Origin of the sequence: Aliiroseovarius sediminilitoris (genome assembly GCF_900109955.1) — a bacterium.
Classification (GTDB): domain Bacteria; phylum Pseudomonadota; class Alphaproteobacteria; order Rhodobacterales; family Rhodobacteraceae; genus Aliiroseovarius; species Aliiroseovarius sediminilitoris.
In genome coordinates this window covers 1415863-1439327 of sequence record NZ_FOJB01000001.1, presented here as the reverse complement: position 1 = coordinate 1439327, position 23465 = coordinate 1415863, and the positions used below count along the sequence as shown (strand labels likewise).

The 23465-nt window shown below is 59.2% G+C and carries 26 protein-coding genes and 1 tRNA gene; 12 read left to right on the top strand and 15 right to left on the bottom strand.

What is annotated here, in order from left to right; all coding sequences use genetic code 11:
• Positions 1-32 precede the first annotated feature (32 nt).
• The gene (recJ, locus tag BMY55_RS07215; RefSeq protein ID WP_091429485.1) at positions 33-1781 is read left to right on the top strand and encodes a single-stranded-DNA-specific exonuclease RecJ; all 1749 of its coding nucleotides are present in this window, start codon (positions 33-35) and stop codon (positions 1779-1781) included.
• A gap of 91 nt (positions 1782-1872) precedes the next feature.
• Positions 1873-1947, top strand: a tRNA-Glu gene (locus BMY55_RS07210).
• A gap of 244 nt (positions 1948-2191) precedes the next feature.
• On the opposite strand, the gene BMY55_RS07205 is transcribed toward BMY55_RS07210, so the two are convergent.
• Complete coding sequence (locus BMY55_RS07205) at positions 2192-3049, bottom strand: LysR family transcriptional regulator (RefSeq protein ID WP_091429483.1); 858 nt, start codon at positions 3047-3049, stop codon at positions 2192-2194.
• A 104-nt stretch (positions 3050-3153) separates the two neighbouring features.
• Here BMY55_RS07205 and BMY55_RS07200 point away from each other — a divergent pair, with 104 nt between their 5' ends.
• The 4 genes from BMY55_RS07200 (at position 3154) to BMY55_RS07185 (ending at position 5743) form a co-directional block, all read left to right on the top strand.
• Positions 3154-3633, top strand: a complete 480-nt coding sequence (locus tag BMY55_RS07200; RefSeq protein ID WP_091429481.1) for a c-type cytochrome — start codon at positions 3154-3156, stop codon at positions 3631-3633.
• Positions 3634-3657: 24 nt separating this feature from the next.
• On the top strand, positions 3658-4539 hold the full coding sequence (locus BMY55_RS07195; protein WP_091429480.1) for a c-type cytochrome: 882 nt from the start codon (positions 3658-3660) through the stop codon (positions 4537-4539).
• 180 nt (positions 4540-4719) lie between these two features.
• The gene (locus tag BMY55_RS16755) at positions 4720-5112 is read left to right on the top strand and encodes a hypothetical protein (RefSeq protein WP_143064301.1); all 393 of its coding nucleotides are present in this window, start codon (positions 4720-4722) and stop codon (positions 5110-5112) included.
• A gap of 130 nt (positions 5113-5242) precedes the next feature.
• Positions 5243-5743, top strand: a complete 501-nt coding sequence (locus BMY55_RS07185; RefSeq protein ID WP_143064300.1) for a hypothetical protein — start codon at positions 5243-5245, stop codon at positions 5741-5743.
• Here BMY55_RS07185 and BMY55_RS07180 read toward each other — a convergent pair.
• The 6 genes from BMY55_RS07180 to BMY55_RS07155 form a co-directional block, all read right to left on the bottom strand.
• Positions 5738-6382, bottom strand: coding sequence for a LuxR C-terminal-related transcriptional regulator (locus tag BMY55_RS07180; protein ID WP_091429476.1), 645 nt, complete (start codon positions 6380-6382; stop codon positions 5738-5740). The genes BMY55_RS07185 and BMY55_RS07180 overlap by 6 nt on opposite strands.
• Positions 6379-7788: a sensor histidine kinase gene (locus BMY55_RS07175; protein ID WP_091429474.1), complete on the bottom strand. Its 1410-nt coding sequence runs from the start codon at positions 7786-7788 to the stop codon at positions 6379-6381. Before BMY55_RS07175 ends, BMY55_RS07180 begins: the two co-directional genes overlap by 4 nt.
• A 390-nt stretch (positions 7789-8178) precedes the next feature.
• Complete coding sequence (locus BMY55_RS07170; protein ID WP_091429472.1) at positions 8179-9186, bottom strand: diguanylate cyclase domain-containing protein; 1008 nt, start codon at positions 9184-9186, stop codon at positions 8179-8181.
• The gene (locus tag BMY55_RS07165; RefSeq protein ID WP_091429471.1) at positions 9183-9776 is read right to left on the bottom strand and encodes a heme NO-binding domain-containing protein; all 594 of its coding nucleotides are present in this window, start codon (positions 9774-9776) and stop codon (positions 9183-9185) included. The genes BMY55_RS07170 and BMY55_RS07165 overlap by 4 nt, the downstream gene beginning before the upstream one ends.
• Before the next feature lie 84 nt (positions 9777-9860).
• Entirely contained in the window at positions 9861-10556 is a 696-nt protein-coding gene (locus BMY55_RS07160; protein ID WP_091429469.1) for an HAD family hydrolase, read from the bottom strand.
• Positions 10557-10607: 51 nt separating this feature from the next.
• Entirely contained in the window at positions 10608-10886 is a 279-nt protein-coding gene (locus BMY55_RS07155) for a DUF3572 domain-containing protein (protein ID WP_091429467.1), read from the bottom strand.
• Between the two features lie 100 nt (positions 10887-10986).
• Between BMY55_RS07155 and BMY55_RS07150 the strand changes: the two genes are divergently transcribed.
• Positions 10987-12372, top strand: a complete 1386-nt coding sequence (locus tag BMY55_RS07150) for a diguanylate cyclase (RefSeq protein WP_091429465.1) — start codon at positions 10987-10989, stop codon at positions 12370-12372.
• A gap of 49 nt (positions 12373-12421) precedes the next feature.
• Here BMY55_RS07150 and BMY55_RS07145 read toward each other — a convergent pair whose 3' ends face one another.
• From BMY55_RS07145 to BMY55_RS07130, 4 genes are all read right to left on the bottom strand, one after another.
• Positions 12422-12934 carry a periplasmic heavy metal sensor gene (locus BMY55_RS07145; RefSeq protein ID WP_091429463.1) on the bottom strand — a complete coding sequence of 171 codons (513 nt, stop codon included), beginning with the start codon at positions 12932-12934 and terminating at the stop codon, positions 12422-12424.
• On the bottom strand, positions 12931-13371 hold the full coding sequence (locus BMY55_RS07140) for a dihydroorotate dehydrogenase (protein ID WP_245744673.1): 441 nt from the start codon (positions 13369-13371) through the stop codon (positions 12931-12933). The genes BMY55_RS07145 and BMY55_RS07140 overlap by 4 nt, the downstream gene beginning before the upstream one ends.
• Entirely contained in the window at positions 13358-13945 is a 588-nt protein-coding gene (locus tag BMY55_RS07135) for an RNA polymerase sigma factor (RefSeq protein WP_091429461.1), read from the bottom strand. The genes BMY55_RS07140 and BMY55_RS07135 overlap by 14 nt, the downstream gene beginning before the upstream one ends.
• A 78-nt stretch (positions 13946-14023) precedes the next feature.
• Positions 14024-14608: an EF-hand domain-containing protein gene (locus BMY55_RS07130; RefSeq protein ID WP_143064299.1), complete on the bottom strand. Its 585-nt coding sequence runs from the start codon at positions 14606-14608 to the stop codon at positions 14024-14026.
• Positions 14609-14804: 196 nt separating this feature from the next.
• Between BMY55_RS07130 and BMY55_RS07125 the strand changes: the two genes are divergently transcribed.
• On the top strand, positions 14805-15233 hold the full coding sequence (locus tag BMY55_RS07125) for a DUF983 domain-containing protein (protein ID WP_245744672.1): 429 nt from the start codon (positions 14805-14807) through the stop codon (positions 15231-15233).
• A gap of 4 nt (positions 15234-15237) precedes the next feature.
• Positions 15238-15951, top strand: coding sequence for an NUDIX hydrolase (locus BMY55_RS07120; RefSeq protein ID WP_091429457.1), 714 nt, complete (start codon positions 15238-15240; stop codon positions 15949-15951).
• Positions 15952-15954: 3 nt separating this feature from the next.
• Here BMY55_RS07120 and BMY55_RS07115 read toward each other — a convergent pair whose 3' ends face one another.
• The 4 genes from BMY55_RS07115 to BMY55_RS07100 form a co-directional block, all read right to left on the bottom strand.
• A complete protein-coding gene (locus BMY55_RS07115) occupies positions 15955-16860 on the bottom strand; it encodes a hypothetical protein (protein ID WP_091429456.1) in 906 nt (301 codons plus the stop codon).
• A 41-nt stretch (positions 16861-16901) separates the two neighbouring features.
• Positions 16902-17423, bottom strand: a complete 522-nt coding sequence (locus tag BMY55_RS07110) for a lipocalin family protein (protein WP_091432154.1) — start codon at positions 17421-17423, stop codon at positions 16902-16904.
• Positions 17424-17478: 55 nt separating this feature from the next.
• Complete coding sequence (locus BMY55_RS07105; protein WP_091429455.1) at positions 17479-18522, bottom strand: aldo/keto reductase; 1044 nt, start codon at positions 18520-18522, stop codon at positions 17479-17481.
• 85 nt (positions 18523-18607) lie between these two features.
• A complete protein-coding gene (locus tag BMY55_RS07100) occupies positions 18608-19387 on the bottom strand; it encodes an SDR family oxidoreductase (RefSeq protein ID WP_091429453.1) in 780 nt (259 codons plus the stop codon).
• A 125-nt stretch (positions 19388-19512) separates the two neighbouring features.
• Here BMY55_RS07100 and BMY55_RS07095 point away from each other — a divergent pair, with 125 nt between their 5' ends.
• The 3 genes from BMY55_RS07095 to BMY55_RS07085 all read left to right on the top strand — a co-directional run bounded on the left by BMY55_RS07095 (position 19513) and on the right by BMY55_RS07085 (position 23343).
• Positions 19513-21120: a peptide chain release factor 3 gene (locus BMY55_RS07095; protein WP_091429452.1), complete on the top strand. Its 1608-nt coding sequence runs from the start codon at positions 19513-19515 to the stop codon at positions 21118-21120.
• 4 nt (positions 21121-21124) lie between these two features.
• Positions 21125-21787, top strand: a complete 663-nt coding sequence (locus BMY55_RS07090; protein ID WP_091429451.1) for a hypothetical protein — start codon at positions 21125-21127, stop codon at positions 21785-21787.
• Between the two features lie 146 nt (positions 21788-21933).
• The gene (locus BMY55_RS07085) at positions 21934-23343 is read left to right on the top strand and encodes a DEAD/DEAH box helicase (protein ID WP_091429449.1); all 1410 of its coding nucleotides are present in this window, start codon (positions 21934-21936) and stop codon (positions 23341-23343) included.
• Positions 23344-23465: the final 122 nt, after the last annotated feature.

The window sequence follows — 23465 nt, the reverse complement described above, 5'->3', positions numbered from 1 at the left end:
GAGACGGAGCCGTGCAAGGATCAGGGGTGCATATGGGCAGTTTTCTGGGGGTGGACAGTTCAATCACCGGTCGCCACTGGATTGGCCCCTCGACCGAGGTGAGCCGACAGGCCGAGACGCTTGAACAACATTCCGGCCTGCCCGGCCCATTGTGCACGGTGCTGGCGCGACGCGGTGTTGCACCCGAGGAAACGGCGGGGTTTCTGGACCCCACCCTGCGGGATCTGCTGCCCGATCCGCGCAAGCTGAAAGATATGGAAGCCGCCGCCACTCGTGTTTTGCACGCACTGGATCAGAACGAGCGGGTCGCGATCTTTGCCGATTACGATGTCGATGGTGCGACCTCGGCAGCCCTGTTGACCGACTGGTTTCGCTTCTTCGGTCGCGGTGTAACGCTGTATATCCCCGACCGGATCGACGAAGGTTATGGTCCCAACGTGCCCGCGATGCAGGATTTGGCGCGGGAACACCACCTGATCATCTGCGTCGATTGCGGCACGCTGAGTTTCGAGCCTATCGCCGCCGCCCGCGCGGCCGGTGCCGATGTGGTTGTGCTGGATCACCACTTGGGCGGTGAAACCCTGCCCGACGCCAATGCCGTGGTGAATCCAAACCGACAGGACGAGGCCAGTGCCCCCGGATATCTCTGTGCCGCTGGCGTTGTCTTCCTGCTTCTGGTCGAACTGGGTCGTTGCTTACGTGAAGCCGGACGCGACGGACCCGATCTGATTTCGATGCTGGATCTTGTCGCGCTGGGAACAGTTGCCGATGTCGCCCCTCTGACCGATGCCAACCGCGCCTTTGTGCGGCAAGGGTTGAAGATCATGGCCCGCCGGGCGCGACCCGGCATGGTGGCACTGGCTGATGTGGCGGGCCTGAACGAAGCCCCTCGCGCCTATCATCTGGGGTATCTGATGGGGCCGCGCGTGAACGCCGGCGGGCGCATCGGCAAGGCTGACCTTGGTGCGCGACTTCTGTCGACCACGGATATAAACGAAGCCCGGTCGATCGCAGAAAAGCTGAACGAACTCAACGCTGAACGGCGCGAGATTGAAGCCCGCGTGCAGGATGCGGCCATGGCGCAGGCCGAAGATCGCGGGCTGGACACCCCGCTGGTCTGGGCTGCCGCCGACGGTTGGCACCCCGGCGTCGTCGGCATCGTCGCCAGCCGCCTGAAAGAATCCACCAACCGCCCCGCAGTTGTGATCGGCTTCGATGGTGACGACGGCAAGGGGTCGGGTCGGTCCGTCAGCGGCATTGATCTTGGGGCCGCCATTCAGCGGCTGGCTTCCGACGGCCTGATCTCCAAGGGCGGGGGTCACAAAATGGCAGCAGGGCTGAGCCTGACCCGCGATCAGTTGCACCCGGCGATGGAGCGGCTGTCCAGCCTGCTTGCCAAGCAGGGTGCCGGTGAGCTTGGTGCGGCTGACCTGATAATCGACGGGCTTTTGATGCCATCCGGTGCAACCGTCGATCTGATCGAGAAACTTGAGGAAGCCGGGCCGTTCGGTGCCTCAGCCCCCGCCCCGCGCTTCGCGTTTCCAGATGTGCAGATCCTGTTTGCCAAACGGGTCGGTCAGAACCACCTGAAAATCAGCTTTGGAGACGGGATGGGCACCCGTCTTGATGCCATCGCATTCGGTGCATTCGATAGCCCCCTCGGCCCAATGCTGGAGCAACACGGGGGCCAGCGATTTCATCTTGCAGGGCGGCTGGAGATCAACCAATGGCAAGGCCGCTCCAGCCCCCAATTGCGCCTGGAAGATGCCGCAAAAGCCTGATTTTCATGGGCCTTCCAGTTTTTTCAAAAAAGCTGAAAAACCCTCTTGCACGGCCCCAACCTTTCTCTTAGAACCCCCTCACTGACAGAGTGGCCCGTTCGTCTATCGGTTAGGACGCCAGGTTTTCAACCTGGAAAGAGGGGTTCGATTCCCCTACGGGCTGCCACTTCTTTCCTACAGGTATTGTTCATTTGTTTCTGATGATTGGACATACACGCTCATCTTGATTGATGACGTCGAGATGTGACGTCGGTCCATCCGTCTTGCTGCCGGATGATCCGGATGCTCTCAGGCACCGAGGCCAGCATGACATCGTTCATCCAGGCCGCAAAGCACAGGACAGCATACGAAATCCTCAATGTTCATCGAATGTTGCGTTTGCAAACACGCCAGAGCAGATAGAGTACAGCCTAGCCCAGCAAGCTATCGCGCTGGCGGGCTAAACGGTCGCTCAGTTGGCCCTCGACCTCTCGCATCGGCGCGGTCTGGATGGTGTCGACATGGCGCGCCACCCAAAGCGGCGAGCGCAGATGGGGTGCCTTGGACTTCTGGCGGACAAGGTCGCGATGCAGATCGCCGACAAAACAAGGCAACATTGCAACCCCCGCCCCCATCGCGGCCAAGGCTGCAAGTGTCAGAAAGCTGTCTGATGCCGTGGTCAGGTGCTCAGGGCCTATGTTTTCAGCCATCCAAGCGCCCACAACGGACCGGGTCAGCGGTCCCGACAAGCCCAACCATTCGCCGTTGGTGTTGTCCGTGGCATAGGCGGCAAAGCCGATTTCGCAGGCCGCCACCCCGACCAGATCATCCGCGATTGTCAGCGACGGCCGCACAATGATATGTGCTTGCTCCCGGATCAGGTCGAGATGGGTGTTGCTGCTCAGCAGTGTCATGTTCAAGTCCTGACTGTCGGAGTTGATCGCGCGGGTGATGCGCGGCAAGACCAGCGCGCACAGCGTATCGGTCGAGGTGATCCTGACCGTTCCTTTCATCGCGCCGCGTTCCCCGCCCCCGGCCAAACGCGCGACTTCGTTTATCGCCGCAGCGGCCGTCTGTGCGGCACGGATAATATGCTCGCGATCAGCCAGAACACGATATCCGTTCGGCGTCCGCTCGAACACCGGAAGGCCATGGCGGTCTTCAAACGCTGCGAGATGCCGCAGCACGGTCGCGTGGTTGACACCCAACCGCTTCGCCGCCTGCAACACCGACCCGGTTTCCGCAACCGCGAGCACATAGCGCAGATCATCCCAATTTTCGTTGTGCATTTTTTAATACCCTACAGCGCAAAAATACTAACTGTTACCATATTTCCGAACAGCTATCCTTTCCGCAAGTCCATTCGCAATTTACCAGATGAAGGAGCTCAGACATGCGGAAATCATTGATTGCAGGCCTTGCGGTTGCCGGAGTGGCCATCGGTGCCATTGCCTATGCAGATAACCACATAAGCGATGCGCAGAAGGAAGCCGCGGTCAAAGCGCGCCAGGCTCACATGACGCTCTATTCCTTCAATCTGGGTACACTTGGTGCTATGGCGAAAGATGAAATCCCTTATGATGCGGCGTCGGCCACAGCGGCGGCGGACACGATCGCAACTCTGGCCCAACTGCCGCAGTCAGGCTATTGGCTGCCCGGCACGGATAATGAAAGCATGGAAAAAACCCGCGCCCTGCCAGCGATTTGGGCCGAAGGCAGCGATGTTGGCACCAAGGCAGGCGATCTGGTGAAAGCCGCGACAGCAATGCAAACAGCGGCGGCCACCGATCTTGACGCCCTGAAGGCCGCAATGGGTGCCCTGGGCGGGGCCTGCGGCGCGTGTCACAAGGCCTTCCGTCAGCCCGACAGCTAAACGCACAGGTCTTATGACCGTCATATGAAACGCATCATTCTGATAATATTCATTGTCGGATGCGTGGTCGCCGCCATTGGGCTGATGATCACGCGTCCGCAACGTTTGCCCGCTGACGCGCTGGCGGGGTTCGAAGCTGACCTGGATCGAGGAAAGCTGGTCTATGCGGCCATGGGCTGTGCAAGCTGCCACATGGCACCGGACTCCGACGATCAATCGCGCCTTCCGGGTGGCAAAGCGTTTTTGACCGATTTCGGTACTTTCTATGCGCCCAACATCTCTTCCGATCCGGAACATGGCATCGGCGGATGGACGGACGAGCAGATTGCCACTGCGGTGCTTAGGGGCACGTCGCCCGACAATCAGCACTATTTTCCAGTCTTTCCCTATGGGTCGTATATGCGCGGCAACATGTCCGATGTGGTTGATCTGGTTGCATATTTACGGACTCTTGAGCCAGATCAGACGCCCAGCCGTGCGCATGAGGTCGGTTTTCCGTTCAACATCCGCGCCAGTCTTGGTGGCTGGAAATTGCTTTTTACCGACCCGGATTGGGTCATCACCCGGAACCTGACCGAGCAAGAGGCGCGAGGCCGATTACTTGTCGAGGCGATGGGACATTGTGGTGAATGCCATACCCCAAGGAACATCTTCGGCGGAATGAAGACCGATCAATGGTTGGCTGGGGCTGCAATCCCCGGCAAGAAGGGACGCACGCCCGATCTGCGCGCGCCATCGCTCGGGTGGAGCGCTGCCGACATCGTGGCCTATCTGAAAACCGGCCTGACCCCGGAATACGATTCAGCCGGGGGCGAAATGGTGGACGTGATTGCAAACACCAGCCAACTGCCCGATAGCGACCTTTCAGCCATCGCGGCCTACCTGCTTCTGGTGGACAGCAACTGAACGTCTTTCCGTCTGGGCCACCTGCCCGGCGACAATATCCCCGACCCCGCTATGCACCAATCAGACATTGGTCTGAAATCTGGTCAGACCTCTGCTGCAAATCTATGCGCCGTTCGTCAATACCAGTGCGAAGCACCGCCTGACAAACTGCTCTCACAGACGCAAACAATGGAGAGCACCATGAAGACCAACACCCTTTTTGCCAGCATGTTCATCGTCGGCGCGGGCCTGATATCCCCAGGCACATCCTTCGCCTCGGTCAGCGACGGGAATGGTTTCGCGACCACAACCGTAGAAACCGGTCCGATCGCCATCGAAGGCGACGGCACCTACGAAACTGCCCGGCGCGGGCGCGGACGGGGTCGCGGAGGTGATCACGACCGAGATAAGGATCGTGATGACGACCGTCGCGATGACGACCGTCGCGATGATCGCAGGGATGACCGCAGGGACGACCGCCGGAATGATCGTCAGGATGATGGTTCCAGCGGGCGCGATCGGCCTCGCATTCCGGGCGGATCAGGCTGTGACGACCCGGGCGATCTGGCCGAACACGCGGAATGCCGTGTGTGAAGACACGCTTCTGGCTGTCCCGCTATCTGTGAAGGCCAGACCAACGTCCGATGCTTTGTCCCGCCCCCGCGGTTAGTGTGGGTGGGACCCCCTGTTGTGAAACAGGTGCCGCTATGGTGGTAGGAAACGCATGACTAGACTCCTCAAGATCTTGATTCTGGCCGGGTTTCTGGTGCCGACCCCCGTGTCGTTTACCAAGAAGATCAATGATGGCGTCAGCATAGGCTACGCCTATGCTTTTGCCGACAAGGGCCGCGGCCGGGGGCGGGGTGGCGATGATGACGACGACAAGGACGATGATGACAGACGCGGGCATCGCGGCGGGGATGGGCGCGGCGATGATGATGACGATGATCGCGACAACGACCGCGACAACGACCGTGACAACGACAGAGACAACGACAGAGCGCGCGATGATAACGACCGAGGCACCAATACAGACCGCAACACCGGCGCGCCTGACCCCTTTCCCGTGCCGCCCGAGAACCTGCATTTGAAATATGCCAACGGATGGGACGAACGCATTCTGAACGGGCGCTATCGACTGGTTGACCCGAAAGGTCGCACTGTGACAGACCGCCCGGCCACCTATGAAGATCTTCGAAGAATGCAGGCTGCCGCGGGGCTATGACTTCGGCTGGCCCCAGGCCTTTTGTGCAATCAGCGCGGCTTCGACCCGATTGCGCGCGTGAAGTTTGCTCAGGATATTGGTCATGTAGTGTTTGACGGTCTTTTCCTGAATGCCCAGATCCTGCCCTATCTCTTTGTTGCTTTTACCTGCCACAACGCCCTTCAGAATATCTTCTTCCCGCTTGGTCAGTTCCTCGATCGGATCAGGTGCCTTTCGGGATTTATCCTGCATGATCCGCAACATCTGGGCCGCCAGTCCGGGCGAGACATGTGCCTCGCCGGCGGCTACCTTTGAAAGCACATCGCGCAGTTCGCCCGCCGACACGCCTTTCAGGATATAGGCAATCGCCCCAGCCTGCATCGCGGCGGTCACGTCTGCACCATCTTCTGAAACCGTCAGCATTGCGATGGCCTTGGCACTGCCTTCCGCCGAAATGCGTGACACTGCACTGATCCCGTTTCCGGGCATCGATAGATCAAGAAGCGCAATATCCGGCTGATGCTGCCGTGCCAGATCGACGGCTTCGTCCGCAGACCCACCGACCCCGACAACTTCAAATTCACCGGTTTCCTGAATGCTGCTGATCAGCCCATCCCTGAAAATCGGGTGATCGTCGGCCAGGATAATACGTGCTGTCATGGTGCTGCCTCTTCATATGGCAGGGTCAGTTTCAATGTTGTGCCGTTGCCCACCGTGGACATGATGGCCAAGGTGCCCCCAATGCTTTCGGCACGATCACGCAACCCAAGCAACCCCTGACCGCCATCGGTCCGCATCTGCCGTGACTTGTGCGGATCAAAACCTGTGCCCTCGTCGGCCACAGTCACACAAACTCCAAGCCCGTCGGTGCGCGCTGTGACGGACGCCTCATCAACATCAGCGTGGCGGCTGGCATTCGACAGCGCCTCTTGCAGGAACCGGAAAATGCACAACTTTTGCGCATAATTCATGGGTAAATCTGCACCGACTCGCACATCATTTGTGATATCCAGCCCGGTTTGTCGATGGTGATCACTGATTGCCCGGTCAATCAGTGTCTTGACGTCCAATGTGTCAATATCCGGCAGCGCCAGACCCCGCGATATGATCCGCAGTTCCTCAAGGGCCTTGTCCAGCGATTCCCTGACCAAAGTGGCATCCTGCTCGGTCGCTTCGGGATCGCGCAACGCCCCATCAAGACGTAACGACGCCAGGGACAGGTATTGTGCCGGGCCATCGTGAAGGTCTGACCCGATCCGGCGGATGGCTTGCTCGGTCTGGGCAATGGCCCGCGAGGAAGCTGCGACCACGCGTCGCCGCAGCTGTGCATTCTGGGCCGAAATCGTTTCCGTCCTGGCCAGCTGTTCTGTCAATTCCATCCGCTGCAACCGGATCGTGCGCCCCCCCGCCTGAACAATCCCGAACAGAAGAAGGCCGCTGCCAAGAAACGTTCCAGCGACAACCAACCAGCTTGTTCGACGTGCGCTGATGATATCCGATGCCAACTGATCGGCCACCTCGTAGAACTCTGCCACAGCGATGACATCGCCGGTCCAGACCTGTCGGATCGGGCTGTAAACTTCCAAGAGCGGGACACCAAGCGCTGCTTCTGCCACATTCTCAAGATCGTCCAGATCCTCGAAAGAAGAGGAGATCTCGCCGCTCCATGCGGTGATCAGATCGTCGGACGGCTCAAACACCTGACCGATCAATGAGACATCCGAAGCATGGACGACTCGGCCACCGGCAAGCCAGATTTTGTAGGAAACAACCCTTTCACCGATTGTCGTGCCGTCGAATATTTCGGCCAGAGCCTGTCGCGCGGGTGGGGACAGCGTGTCTGTGTCGGCCAATTCCTGACTGAGCGGAGAAATAAAGCTTTCCATGAACAAGGCCGCAGACGTTGCTGAATTCTGGACAACTGCATCTTCGATACGTTGCGAAATCCAGTTTCCCACAAGCACCATGGCACCAATCATCACGATGGCCCCGGCCAGCAAAAACTGTCCGGGAAGGGTCAGGCTTTGCCAACGCCTGATATTGCCGATCCATTTCATAGATAACATCTAGCACCTGACCGCGAATGCGCACACGGACTTAGGTCTGAAATCCCGAACACGGTTCATGTTACGGCCCGGCAAGATCAGCCCCGCGTTCAACCGACTATTATCGGCATTCTAACATGCCACGACCGATCACGGGTTCGCACAAGGATCAGGCGGGCGGCGGGTTCTTGATCGATACGATGAGGTCTGTAGATCACATTATCCGGTTGAACAGAGAGACAAACTGAACGGTGGGTCCGGTAGCGATCCTCATGCCCTGCGCGGATTATGTGTCTGACCCGGCAAAGTGAACACCCGTAAACATCTCCCGCTATCCGATGTTACCAAAATTCCAGACCTGACCATGTGTCGCCACCGATATAGCCGCCAAAAAGACCCGACAGGCAGGGTTCAGGCTTGTTGCCGCGTCTCACGATACTCGGGCCGAAACATCGTCTGGCAGGCACGGCCCTTGTCTTTGGACATATAAAGCGCAAGATCGGCGTCTGACACCATCTGCTCGGCAGAGACGCTGTCGTAATCGGTGCTGCGCGCAATGCCGATGCTGGCCGAAATGCGGCAGGTCTTGCCGTCGAACGGGATCGGGCATTCAAGCCGCGCTATGATACGCATCGCGATGCTTTCCAACATGTCAGCCTCGGCCAACCGGCCAAACAAAATGACGAACTCATCCCCCCCGACACGCGCAACCATATCTGAATCCCGCGTTTCATCCCGCAGCACATTGGCCACTTCGCGCAGCACCGCATCCCCTGCAGCATGTCCCTGGGTGTCATTGACTGCTTTGAAAAAATCGAGGTCGATATGCATCAGTGAAAACACCGCGCCACGGGCAATCTGTCGGTTAAGGTTGATGTCAAAGGCGCGGCGGTTTTGCAGCCCGGTCAATCCGTCGGTCATCGCCTCCACCTGCGCTTCGGCTTTTTCGCCGTGCAGCCGATGGGCAAGCTGGGTCGTTGCTTCCATCGCGGCGGTCTTCGCCTCCATCAGATAGAGCATTTCGACGGTTAAGTCGGTCGGCGCAAAATCGGATCCCGCAAGTTTATAGCGCGCGACTGCATCGACCACGGAATAGCCGAACGACAGATTCATCAGCACGTGACTTCCACCAGGCAGGACCGCGACCGCCCCCACCATCGTTGTGCCGGACCCGTCCTTCAGTCGCAAATAGACCTTGGCATCACCCATTGCGTGCACATCATCCATCGACCGCACAATGCGGGGTCGCCGCAGTTCGAACAATGAAAACGCACTGCGCCCGACAAGCGGCGCGCCAAACACTTTCTCGATTGTAGGACCGGCATGGCTGATCCGGGCGGCGCCATCCAGCAGCAGATGCATCGGCATCATCTGATCCAGTGTGTGTGGCGCAATCGGTATCGTCTGGTCCATGGTCATGGCACCCCTCCGGCAGCAAGGTGAAATGCGCGCCCCGTGCCGTGCCGCATTTCCAGCAAACGAACCGATATCGTCTCATCCTGCCCTTCGCGGCCCAAATGTTCCAGATAGGCCAGCGCACCATAATCGTCTGCCAGCGCCCGAAGCACCCCCAACAGAATGAAACCGACCCCTTGTGCGACGCTACAACAGGTGATCCGAAATTCCTCGGCCGTGATGGCGTCCAACTCGATCGTCGGCAAATCCAGATCGGGAACGGCGAGTTGTGCGCGACCATGCAGATCTTCAAGCGAGTGCAAAAAATCTGTGTAATCCACCCCACCAAAGCGCAACAAGCGCCGCACCCGTTCGACCCGCTCATCTGTCACCAGAAACGTGCCGAAATCTTCCAGCAAAGTGTCGGTCGGCTTGTCCAACTGATGGGCTGCTTCCGTAACCAGTCGGTTCGCCAGATCGACATCATAGCGAAACAACGGCTCGAAGCTATCATAGCCGAGGTCAAGTTTTCCCATCACGGAACGCCAACGACCGGCCCCATACGTAAAAATAAGGAACCCTTCGAAACACCAGAAAATCAAACCATGAATCATCGTATCACACTCGTTTCCGAACCGACATTAGCAGCCGAGTGTAAACAAACCAGAAACAGCCAATTGGCCCGAATGACGTGGTGGTTAGCCCTCCTCGCTGTCCAGCCATGCCGGGATATGGCTGATATCGTCCAGGACAATATCAGCAAACGGAGCAAGCTCGTCTGCCTGCGCAATCCCGGTCAGGACAGCGATGGTTTTCATCCCCGCCGCACGTCCGGCATGCAGGTCATGCAAACTGTCGCCAACCATGGCCACACGGTCGGGGGCAACCCCGGTCGCGGTCGCAAAGGCCAGACATGGTCCAGGCGCAGGTTTCGCACCATGGCCGCTGTCATAACCTGAGATAAAATCAAACAACCCGGTCACACCGGCGGCGTCCAGATGCGCACGCGCGGGGTATTCGGCATCGTTGGTCGCGACACCGATTTTCAGCCCTCGCTGGCGCAGTTGGGTGAGAAAAGGTGCCAAGGACACCGCCTCGACCTGCGGGACGACGGCAGCCTCTTCATTAAGAAGTGTTTCCAAGGCTTCTGCGGAATAGGCGACATGCCGCCGAAGCTGAGAGACTATTTCGGTCGGGGTGCATGCAATTATCACGCTTGTCGGCTGGAAGCGTTTTGAATCGACATCAAAACCGATATCATCGCCAATCATACGCGCCCGATCCAGATCACCGTCGGTCAGGCGCATCAGCACTGCATGCGCCCAGCTTTCCCACGTCGCCTCGAACAGGAACAATGTGCCATCCTTATCGAAAAGCAGTGCATCAACGGACATTCAAGATCTTTCCGGGGAAGCCCCAATATATTGTAAATATGGACTTTTCAATCAGGTCCAGTGAATCTGTGCACCACCGGGCAGCATTTGTCGGGCCATCGCCAGATGGTCATAGGGAAGGTTCAGCGCATCGCAAGCCCGGATCACCCACGCATCGTCCATCAGCAGAAAATCCAGCACTGATCCCAGGAACGCGGCATCCCCGGCGCTTGCGCGCAAAGCATCCTGATCGACCCCGCTTGCCCCCATGAAGACCGGTAATAGATCCTCGTCTGAGACCAACCAGCCCAGCGCATTCAGGGCGGTGGTTTCGGCTTTTTCCGGCGTCATCCTTTTCCTCCTTAACGATTGGAAAGGTTTTCTTAACCAATCTGGCAGCAATATGAACAGACCATTCAAGCAAGCACAATGACAAGGGCGAGTTGACGATATGAGTGAGAGAATCCTGATCGCGGATGACCTTGCGACCAATCGCATCGTATTGAAAGTCAAACTGACTGTCGCCTGCTACGAGGTCATACAGACGGATCGATGCGACGAGGTGGCCGCTCTGGCCCGCGATGTCCAACCTGATCTTATCATCCTTGGGCGCGGGCGCACCGAGTGCAGCCTGTCCACTTGCCGCGCGCTCAAGGCCGACCCAACGCTTGGTGCGATCCCGATTATCATGGTCTCGGATCAAGATGACCAGCGCGCCCGGCTGGAAGCGATCATGGCTGGCGCGGATGACGTCTTTTCCAAACCGTTGAACGAAGCCACGCTGATGGCGATGGTGCGCAACCTGATCCGGGCGCGCGGGGCAGATAGCGAAGTCATGCGTCGGCGCGAACTTTCGCGCGACTTCGGATGCGCCGAAGCGCCTGCGCTGTTCGCGCGCCATGCGCGGGTTGCATTGATCGCCCCGGATGCCGAAACCGGCATCTATTGGCGGATGCACCTTGCCACAGAAATTCGGCATCGCATTGATATTATGACGCAATCTCAGGCGCTTGAGGATGTTGGCGCCACGGGAAACGTCCCTGACGCTTTCGTAATTGCCTCGACACTCAACGAAACTTCTGATGGTTTGCGCCTGGTCAGCGAACTCAGGTCACGTCAAACCACGCGCCATTCGGTCATCGTGGTGCAGGATTGTGGCGAAACCCCTTCGCCCAGTTCCATGGCGCTTGATTTGGGGGCAAATGCCGTGCTTCGGCCCGGTTTTGATGCGCGTGAGCTGTCATTGCGCCTGACGCGACTGCTGGCCCGGAAGTTTGAGGGTGACGACCTGCGCAAGAACTTTGACACCAACCTGGCACTGGCGCTGCGCGATCCGCTCACGGGCCTGCACAACCGCCGCTTTGCCCAAAGCTATCTGGATCGGCTGGAGCGGGAAGCGCAGTTGAAAGACCAACCCTATGCCATCATGGTGCTGGATCTTGATCGGTTCAAATCCATCAATGACAGGTTCGGCCACCCGGTTGGCGACGACGTTTTGGTCGAGGTTTCAAAACGGCTAAAGACCAATCTGCGCGACATGGATCTGCTGGCCCGATATGGCGGAGAGGAGTTTCTGATCGCCCTGCCCGGCGTCACCCGCAGGCAGGCCCAAACGATGGCGGAACGGCTGCGACACGCGGTGGGCGATCGACCGATTGCCTCAGGCGGTGTACCCAAAGGTATCGATGTAACCTTGTCGATCGGTGTGGCCGTTTCAAGTGATGCGCCCCGAAGCGCAAGCTCGGCCCACGAACTGTTGCAATTTGCCGATCAGGCGCTTTATCGCGCCAAGTCAGACGGCCGCAACCAAGTCACTTTTGTGTCGGACGCAGCCTGAAGGTTCCGCACGCAATTGGCCAATCAGATGTCCTGTGATGCAGGTTCGTTCAGGGCGCGCGCTTGCGCACGGATTTTTCGATCCGGTCGGCAAACTCAAGCCGTTCAGACATGGTCATTTTTCCAATCCGATCCACCAAGACAGTGCGGGCAAGTTCACCGCGTTGACGCAGCCGTTCGGATTGCTGGTTCATCGTCGACAAAAGCACATCCGGGTCGAACGGCTCTGCGCGCAAGGCAGACAACATGCTCTGGAACTCGGCTTCCAGCGCTTTGCGGTTGTCGGCAAAGGATCCACTGCGGTCCCGAAGGGTCTTGCCGATCTCGCGTCGATCAGAGCGGTCCAGCGCGCCAGCCAACGGCGCAAATCCCAGATCGCGGATCGCAGCCCGATTGGGACCACGTGGCTCAAACCCCTGGTTGCGATGGTCGCCCCATTTCGCACCAATCACCAGCCCGAAGACCAGCAAGTTCAACGTCAACGACACCGCCAGCAGGACGCGCAACCATTTCCGACGCCCGGCATCAGCTTGGTCGGTCGGCGGTAAAGTGGGTGTGCTCATCCCTCATCCTCCATCAAAACGCCGGTTCCCAGATAGCCGGGGGCAAGATCCTCCAGCGCATAGGTTTCCTCGGTCTCGGCATAATCGCCGCTTAAAACAAGTCCGCCTGACATCACCTCAAGCTGGGTCGGAGCGGCAAACCCGATCCAGACCCCGGCGACAGTTGCCGTCGCCATGCCTGCAAGGGCGGGCCATCCGCCAAGGCTTGCCTTCAGGTCGGTCCAAAACCCACCTGCGCGGCGTCCACCGCTTTCTTTGACGGTCGGGATGTCTGTCAAAGAAGGCGCGGGCGTATCCCGACCGGCCTGCTCGGTCGCGGCATCGTCAAGAATGGCGGCCATCAACGCCTCAGACGGCGTGGTGGGATCGAACCGGGCCGCATCGAAAAATGCCTCCAACTCGTGATCATCCAACATATTCTTGTCAGTCTTTGCCATATCCCAACTCCTCTCGCTGGCTTGCCAGAGCCTTGGCCAGCGCTCTCTTGCCTCGGGCGGTCAGGCTTTCCACCGCCTCGACGCTGATATCCATGATCTGCGCGATGTCGGGGTTGGTCTCCCCTTCAATATGGCGCAGCGTGACCGCGATCCGTTGTCGGTCTGGCAAACTGTTCAGTGCGGCTTGCAGGGCCGCAGCCCGATCCGCCTGAATCATCCGGTCGACCGCGCCGGGCGTGTCATCGGCAGGTTCGTCAATTGCGTCGATGTCGACCGTGCGCCGCTTGCGCAGCCTGTCTGTGCAAAGGTTGGACACGACCCGGAACAGCCATGTCGACACTTTCGCTTCACCGGTGCGCCAGTCCGGAGCAATCTTCCAAAGACGCAACATCGCCTCCTGCGTCACATCTTCAGCCTCGGCCCGGTCGCCCCCCAACAGGCGGGCTGCATACCCCAGAACCCGCGGCGCAAGCCGACGGGTCAGCAGCTCTGCCGCCATTGGATCACCATTCCCGTACAAGACGAGAAGCGCGTCATTCGAAGCATCAGCATACGCGTCCAAGGCCATTTCCATCCGTCCTGCCTAGCCCCAAAGCCCGCACGTGACAACGGGTGGGTCAGCCCCTGCATGACGCGGGGACCGACCTGTGTTTTAGCCGCCGTTGCGCTTGCCTTTACCACCTTTGCCGTGCCCGCGCATGAAGGCTTGCTTTTGCGCCGCGTCAAATTCAGCCTGCGACAATGCGTTGTCATCATCGGTGTCAAAGCGATCGATCATGCGATCCAGCCGCGCCTGATCCGGAGACATCTCATCAAGGCTCAAGGTGCCATTGCCGTTGGCATCACGCTTGGCGATCATCTCTTCGATCATCCAGCCCATCCGTTTCTCGGCCATCGGGTCAGAGCGTTTTTGCTGATCGCCAGCTTTCGCCTGACGCTCGGCCATCTTCGCGTTGCGTTGCGTTTGCAGTTCTTCTGCCGTCAACTCTCCGTTCCCATCTGCGTCCGCAGCGCTGAAACGAGCCTGCGCGCTTGCCTGCAGGTCATCGACGGTGATCTGGCCGTTTGCGTCGATATCCAGATCGGCGAATTCCATCTGCATGAACCCGCCCCGCGGGCCATCCACGCCTCGTCCGTCCTTCCCGCCAAATGCCATCGCAGAGGTCGAGCCAAGCGTGACAGCTGCCCCCAGCACCAAAGCAATTGCCGTTGCGGCGTGTTTTTTCGTAACAGTCATGATGTATTCCTTTTCCTTGCCTGTTTGCACCGGGCCAGTTTCTGCCCGGCGTCATATCCCTTGAACGGGGCAAGTCTGCATTTCCGTCGCGACTTGAGAAAAAATCGCGACATCCCGCCGCAAGACCGAAATCGCTGCATGATTTTCTGCACGTCATTCCTTAGTATGGTCTGGTGCGCGACAGAGGATTTTTTGAATGACCGACGTGATGACGATAACACCTGGCATCGCTACCCACGATGACGGGCAAGAACGCCAGCTGAAACCCGCGATCAAAAAAGGCTGGCGGAAACGCTGCCCGAACTGCGGCACCGGAAAGATGTTTCAGGGCTATCTGAAAGTGCATGACAGTTGTACGGTTTGTGGGGAAGAATTGTATCACCACCGGGCCGATGACGGCCCTGCCTATCTGACTATTCTGGTTGTTGGGCACCTGATGGCACCGCTATTGCACATTACCTATGTGAATTTCGTGCAGGAACCGATGGTGTTGGCGTCGATCTTCACCGTCGGCACGGTTGCAGCTTCGTTGTATCTGCTGCCGCGGTTCAAGGGGTTCATGGTCGGGTTTCAATGGGCCAAGCGGATGCATGGGTTTGCGGTGAAAACTGGGACAGAGGGTTAAGAAAATGGACAGGTCGTTGGACAAATCTAAGATCATTCGCGACGCAGCAACTGTCATTCTGATCCGTGACAAGTCCACACGCCCGCAGGTTCTGATGGGCCAGCGCGGCGAACATGCTGCGTTCATGCCCAACAAGTTTGTCTTTCCCGGCGGGGCAGTTGACCCCACCGACAGCCGTGTTCCATTGGCCGAAAGCGGTGCTGAACCCTGCCGCACGCGGTTGGGCGAACAGGCCGACCCCAGCCTGTCATCGGCCCTTCTGGTGGCCGCTATACGCGAGCTTTGGGAAGAAACCGGGCAGATGCTGGCCGCACCCGGAAACTGGAAGGGAAACATTCCCAAAGGATGGGACGCCTTCGCGAATGAAGGCCTGATCCCTTCGGCCCGTGGCATGGCATTCGTTTTCCGCGCCATCACCCCACGAGGGCGCCCGCGTCGGTTCGATGCGCGGTTTTTCGCGGTGGATGCCGATGAGTTGCACACCGATATCGACGATTTCTCACGCGCCTCGGACGAGCTGAGCCACCTGCAATGGATCCCGCTGGACGACGTGCGCCGCTTCGATCTGCCCTTTATCACCGAGGTTGTGTTGGCCGAAATTGTCGGCAACCTGCCCGATCTGGGTGCGCCTGCACAGGTGCCGTTCTTCAACAATTCGGACGAGGAAAGCCTGTTTGAGCGTCTGGGCGGCGTCGGGCCTCTGACCGCAGCCGGTTAACGGCTATTTCAGGAACAGCACCAGAACCAGCACCGAGATCAGGATCAACGCTGTGCCTGCATATTCGCGACCCGTGACCTTTTCGTGGAACACGAACAACGTCGCGGCATAAGAGAACAGCAGTTCAACCTGCCCCAGCGCTTTGACCAGCGCCGCGTTCTGCAGGGCAAAAGCCGTGAACCAGCAGAAACTGCCGATCATCGAACTTACCCCCACCAGCGCGCCCACCCGCCACGCAGCAAGAACACGGGTAAATTCGCCTTTTTCGCGCAGGGTCATCCAGACAATCATGATCACGGACTGGAAGGCCGTAACGACTGCAAGCGTGAAGCCCGCACGCGCGATCACATCCTGCACAGGCAGCGACAAAGTCGCCCCGCGATAACCGATGGCCGAGACCGAAAACAACAACCCTGCTCCCAGCCCCAAGGCTGCGGCCCGGTTGAAGAAGCGTTTCCAGCCGATCTTGCCGCCGCTGGGAGGATCGGACAGAAGGATCAACCCAAAAAATCCGACGGCAATTGCCAACCCGCCGGCAAGCCCGACGCCCTCGCCCAGCACCGCCAGCCCGACCAACGCGGTCAACACGACCTCGGTCTTCTTGAAGGTAATACCTACGGCAAAGTTGCGTTCGGCAAACAAGGCAACCACGCAGATCGTGGCCAGAATTTGAGCAACACCGCCCGTCATGGCGAACAGAAAGAACCGTCTGCCCGGCACCGGCGCGGCCTGGTCGGTCACAAACAGATAGAGAACAAAGATCAGCGCCACCAGCGGCGCGGAATAGACGAACCGCGCCAGCGTCGCCCCGGTGGATGACAGCCGAGTATCTTTCAGCCGCTTTTGCAGCATAAACCGCAGGTTTTGCGAAAACGCGGCGGCGATGGTGATGGGGATCCAGGCTTGCATATTGTCCCTTTGGCACAGGGACGGCCGAAACGCCAGCCGGGTTAACGTGTTTGAAGCCGCGACAGGTTATAGCCGTTGAAGCCCAATACATCACGCGCTGCTTTGATCCGATCCTCGCCGCCAGATCGCGAACGGTCGATGATCCAGCCGAAGCTGCCCGACGGGGTGCCGATGGCGGCAGTGCGGTAATCCGCGTCCACCCACAACACCCAATATTGCGTATCAAATGGCGGCGTTCCTACAGAGATGCGACCGGGGGCGGGTTGCTTTGTTTCATATCTATCCAGCAAACCTGACGGGCCATAGACATCCAAGGCCACAATCTTGCCGTTGCTTTGGGTAAGGTTCACCGCTCCAAAAGACGGTTTTTCACCTGGATAGACGAACTCACCCCGGATTTCCCAACGCCCGGCAAAACGCGCGGCATCAAAGCGTGTGGTCGAGCTGAGTTGTCGGGTCCTGCTGCGATGAAACTCGACACCAGCGCCGCCACCGCCGCAGGCCGTCAGACTTGCGGCCACCGCGGCCGCGCCCGTCATGGTCAGCATCTGACGTCTTTTCATCGCACTCATCCTTCGATTGGTTACGGTTGCACACAGAAAAACCTGCCACCGACCCTCAGAACGGCATCGGATGGGCGCGGTGGGTCTTGTCAATGTCCTTCATCACCTCGTCCGACAGGATCAAGTCCTTGCCTTCCAGAATGCGAGTCAGCTGTTCCAGTGAAGAAGCCCCGAAAATGGTCGACCCCATGAAAGGGCGCGAGACCGAGAAGGACAGCGCCAAATGCACCGGATCCAACCCGTGTTTTTTCGCCAAGGCAAGATAGGCGTCCACCGCCTCGAACGCCCTTGGTGTCGCGCGCCCACCCAGTCCCGGAGACAGGTCCAGCCGCGATCCCTTGGGCACCGCATTGTTCTGATACTTGCCCGTCAGAAGACCGGTGGCCAGCGGGGAATAGGCCAAGACGCGCACGCCTTCATTCATGCAAAGCTCGGCCAGATCCGTATCGGCCAGGCGGTGCATCAGGCTGTATTCATTCTGGACCGAGATCACCTCGGGCGCGTTCATTTCGCGCGCGATGCGCAGCCACTCAGCGGTGCCCCAGGCGCTTTCGTTGGACAGCGCGAAATGGCGCACCTTGCCTGTGGCCACGACATCGGCCATTGCCTGCAACACGTCACGCATATGCGCTTCGACCTCGTCCTTGTTCTGGCCGGATGGGTCAAAGGTCCAGTTCTGCCGAAACGCATAGCTGCCGCGAATAGGCCAATGGGTCTGATAGATGTCGATATAGTCGGTATTCAGGTTGGTCAGGCTTGCGTCCACTGCTTCGTGAATGATCGCCCCATTATAACCCTTGCCGCCCCGTTTCCAGCCCGGATTGTCGCCCGACACTTTGGTGGCGATGACCACATCGTCGCGCCGCCCGGTTTTGGCGATCCAGCTTCCGATCACCTGCTCGGACCGGCCGCATCGTTCCGCCTTGATCGGATTGACCGGATACATCTCGGCACTGTCGATAAAGTTGATCCCGTGATCCAGGGACATGTCGATCTGTGCGTGGCCCTCGGCCTCGGTATTGGTGGATCCCCATAACATCGAGCCAAGACACAGCGCGCTGACCTCCAACTCGCCGCCTGCCAGTTTGTTCATCTGCATCTGCTCATCCTTTTTCCTCTGTTCGCTGCGGCAAGGTTGCCCATCGCAGTCCCAAGAACAACCCAGAAAAAACCGCAGCGCGCTCCTAGATCGTCGCGTTTACCGCACCGCCGTCCAAAAGCACGTTCTGCCCGACCATGAAGCCTGCATGTTGCGAACACAGAAACGCACAGGTGGCGCCGAATTCTTCGATCGTGCCATAGCGACCAGCGGGGATGGTTGCTTCGCGGGCGGCACGGGCCGCATCAATGGAGCCGCCCTGCGCGTCAACCACGCCCTTGTCCAGTGCCGCAGCCCGGTCCGTGTCATGGATGCCGGGCAAAAGGTTGTTGATGATCACACCCTGCCCGGCCACCTGGCGCGCCGTGCCTGCAACAAACCCGGTCAACCCGGTGCGCGCCGTGTTGGACAGGCCCAGAACCGGGATGGGTGCCTTGACCGAGAAGCTGGTGATGTTCACCACCCGTCCCCATCCGCGCTCCGCCATACCGGGGACAAGTGCCTGCATCAGAGCAATTGGGGCGAGCAGGTTCGCATCGAACGCAGCAATGAAATCATCGCGGTCCCAATCCGACCACATGCCTGGCGGCGGACCGCCCGCATTGGTCACAAGGATGTCGACCTCGCCTGCTGCCTTCAGCACACGTGCGCGCCCGTCATCTGTCGTCACGTCAGCGGCAACCGTCACGACATCGGCGCCAGTGTCTGCACGGATCGCTTCAGCCGCCGCGTCAAGCGGTCCGTCACTGCGCGCGTTCATCACCAGCGACACCCCTTCGCGTGCCAAGGCCTGCGCGCAACCCAGCCCCAAACCCTTTGACGACGCGCAGACGAGCGCCCGTTTGCCTGATATTCCCAGATCCATTTGTCTCTCCCATATCCGAGGGGCGTTTTGGTCGCCCATATTCCATCCAGACCTAGCAGGGCCTTCGGATCGAGGAAAGCGCATCCTTATTGCGCCGCCCCGCCCCCGTCGCTATATGCCATCCCATGTTAGACACCGCATCAAACCGCCCCGAATTGCCGCCCGAGATTGCACGCCGTCGCACCTTTGCGATCATCAGCCACCCGGACGCCGGCAAGACGACCCTGACCGAAAAATTCCTTTTGTATGGTGGCGCCATTCAGATGGCCGGACAGGTGCGCGCCAAGGGCGAGGCGCGGCGCACGCGGTCAGACTTCATGAAGATGGAGCAGGATCGGGGCATCTCGGTCTCGGCCTCGGCGATGTCGTTCGATTTCGGCAAGTATCGCTTCAATCTGGTGGACACGCCCGGCCACTCGGATTTTTCCGAGGATACCTATCGCACGCTGACCGCCGTGGACGCCGCAGTGATGGTGATCGACGGCGCAAAAGGTGTGGAAAGCCAAACTCAAAAACTGTTCGAAGTCTGCCGCCTGCGCGATCTGCCGATCCTGACCTTCTGCAACAAGATGGACCGCGAAAGCCGGGACACCTTTGACATCATTGATGAAATTCAGGAAAACCTCGCCATTGATGTGACCCCGGCAAGCTGGCCCATCGGTATGGGCCGCGACTTCCTTGGCTGCTATGATCTTCTGAATGACCGGCTGGAGCTGATGGACCGCGCCGACCGAAATGTGGTCGCCGAAACCGTTGAAATCAACGGGCTGGACGACCCCAAACTGGCCCAACACGTGCCCGCGCACATGCTTGAAAAATTTCTGGAGGAAGTCGAAATGGCGCGCGAATTGCTGCCCACGCTCGACCCTCAATCTGTTCTGGAAGGTCACATGACCCCAATCTGGTTCGGCTCAGCCATCAACTCGTTTGGGGTGCAGGAACTGATGCAGGGCATCGCCGATTATGGCCCCGAGCCGCAACCCCAGCAGGCCAGCCCCCGCGCCATCGCACCCGAGGAAACCAAGGTCGCAGGCTTCGTGTTCAAGGTGCAGGCCAACATGGACCCAAAACACCGCGACCGCGTGGCCTTCATGCGGCTGGCCTCGGGCCATTTCAAGCGCGGCATGAAGCTGACCCATGTGCGGTCGAAGAAACCGATGGCGGTGTCCAACCCGGTGCTTTTCCTCGCCTCGGACCGCGAATTGGCGGAAGAAGCCTGGGCGGGCGACATCATCGGCATCCCGAACCATGGACAGTTGCGCATCGGCGACACCCTGACCGAAGGCGAGATGATCCGCGCCACCGGCATCCCATCTTTCGCACCCGAGCTTTTACAGGGCGTGCGCGCGGGCGATCCGATGAAGGCCAAGCACCTTGAAAAAGCGCTGATGCAGTTTGCCGAAGAAGGCGCTGCCAAAGTGTTCAAACCCAATATCGGATCGGGTTTCATCGTCGGTGTTGTCGGCGCGCTTCAATTCGAGGTGCTGGCCAGTCGGATTGAACAGGAGTATGGCTTGCCCGTGCGCTTTGAAGCCTCGCAATTCACATCGGCCCGCTGGATCATTGGTGCAAAGGATGAGGTTGAAAAGCTGGTGAATGCCAACAAGCAGCACATCGCGCATGACAATGACGGCGATCCGGTGTTTCTAACGCGCCTTCAATGGGATATCGACCGGGTTGAACGTGATTATCCGGCGCTGAAACTGTCTGCGACGAAGGAAATGATGGTCTGACCCGATGTCCCTGTCGCGCCGCTCGCCCTTGCAAAACCGCGTGTTGCCAACGGGTGAGATCGTCGCAGATTCAGCACGCGGCATGTTCACCGGAAATCGCGGGATCCTGCCTTTCACCGGCGGCAAACTTGGCACGTCGCGCTGGAAACACCAGCACTGGATCATTTGCACCCTGAGCCACCCCAAAGGGCGGTATCATGGCCCTGCGCCCGCACGCGGATGGACACCGCTGTTCTTTCTTGACGAGGCCGTCGCCCTGACCGCAGGCCACCGTCCCTGCGCCTATTGCCGCCCCGACGCCTATCGCGCTTTTAAAGCGGCGTGGCACACAGCGCAGTGCAGCACGGTTGGCCATAAAGAAATCGACAGAACATTACACCACAGCCGGGTCAGCCACACACGGGCGCAGATCCGACATCACGCCGACGCGGAAACCTTGCCAAATGGCAGCTTCATCCTGCACGCAGGCACCCCTCACCTGATCCTTGACGCCTATATCTATCCTTTTCGGACCGGCGGTTACGGCCCCAAAGCCATCAAACCACTGGGTCCGCAGGTCGTTTTGACCCCAGCCCCGTTGATCGGAGTTCTCCGCTCGGGATACCGGCCAATCCTGCATCATAGCGTCCCGACTGTGGCAACAATTCCAAAGCCTCACCTGGATTGACCACAAACCCACCCATGTCATTGACCGCGCCCCGGTTTTTCTTTACCCACAGGGCATATTGAAGGGACGCAAGACCTGCGCACCGGCCATACGGGCCTTCCCTTCCCATCCGCACGGGCCAGTGTTGTCCGTGAAACAGGACATACATGACCAAATTTTCTGACTTGAAACTCAGCCCCAAGGTGCTGAAAGCCATCGACGAAGCGGGCTACGAGACCCCGACCCCCATTCAGGAAGGTGCCATTCCACATGCGCTCGAAGGGCGCGATGTGCTGGGCATTGCCCAGACCGGCACCGGCAAGACCGCCAGCTTTACCCTGCCAATGATCACGGCTCTTGCCCGTGGCCGTGCCCGCGCGCGGATGCCACGGTCGCTGGTGTTGTGCCCGACGCGCGAACTGGCCGCCCAGGTGGCCGAAAACTTCGACACCTATGCCAAACACGTCAAACTGACCAAGGCGCTTTTGATCGGTGGTGTCAGCTTCAAAGAACAAGACCAGTTGATTGATCGCGGCGTTGACGTGCTGATCGCCACCCCCGGTCGCCTGCTGGACCATTTCGAACGCGGCAAGCTTTTGCTGACCGGCGTGCAGATCATGGTGGTGGACGAAGCGGACCGGATGCTCGATATGGGCTTTATCCCGGATATCGAGCGGATCTTCTCGCTCACCCCCTTCACCCGTCAGACCCTGTTCTTTTCGGCCACAATGGCGCCCGAAATCGAGCGGATCACCAACACCTTCCTGTCCAACCCGGCCCGGATTGAAGTGGCCCGTCAGGCCACCGCGTCCGAGACGATCACCCAGGAACTTTGCATGTTCAAAGCCTCGCGCCGGGATCGCGCAGCAACCGAAAAGCGCAAGATCCTGCGTGCCCTGATTGACCGGGAAGGCGATGCCTGCACCAACGCGATTATCTTCTGCAATCGCAAGACCGATGTGGACACCACTGCCAAAAGCCTGAAGAAACACGGCTATGACGCCGCGCCGATCCACGGCGATCTGGAACAGTCCAAGCGCACCGAGGTGCTTGACGGCTTCCGCGCCGGAACATTGCGCTTTCTATGTGCGTCTGACGTGGCCGCCCGCGGGCTGGACATCCCGAATGTAAGCCATGTGTTCAACTTCGACGTTCCCGGCCATGCCGAGGACTATGTGCACCGGATCGGACGGACAGGCCGGGCGGGGCGTGACGGCAAGGCGATCATGATCTGCGAGCCGCGCGACGAAAAGAATCTTGATGCGGTCGAACGGCTGATCGAAAACAAGATTCCCCGCGTCGACAACCCGTTGGACGAAAAACCCGCGCCAGCCCGCAAGGACGATGATGACGCGAAAGAAAGCGCCCCACCCAAGCGTCCCCGCCGCGGCAAGCCCGATGCCAAACCGGAGGATGCCGCCCCGATCAAACCCACAGCGCAACCGGTGAAAGAAAAGAAACCGCAGCGCGCCCGCAGCGAGCGCCGCAACCAGAAGAGCGACAACAAATCGGTCGGCATGGGCGACCACCTGCCCGATTTCATTGCCAAAAGCTTCGACGAACGTCGCACCGGCTAATTCGCCCTCGCATAAGCAAGAAAGACCCGCACCTGAACATGCGGGTCTTTTTCTTTGGCCCGTTTTCTTCTGGCCCCAAAATATCCCCGCCGGAGGCTGCCGCGCATGGCGCGGCACGATCT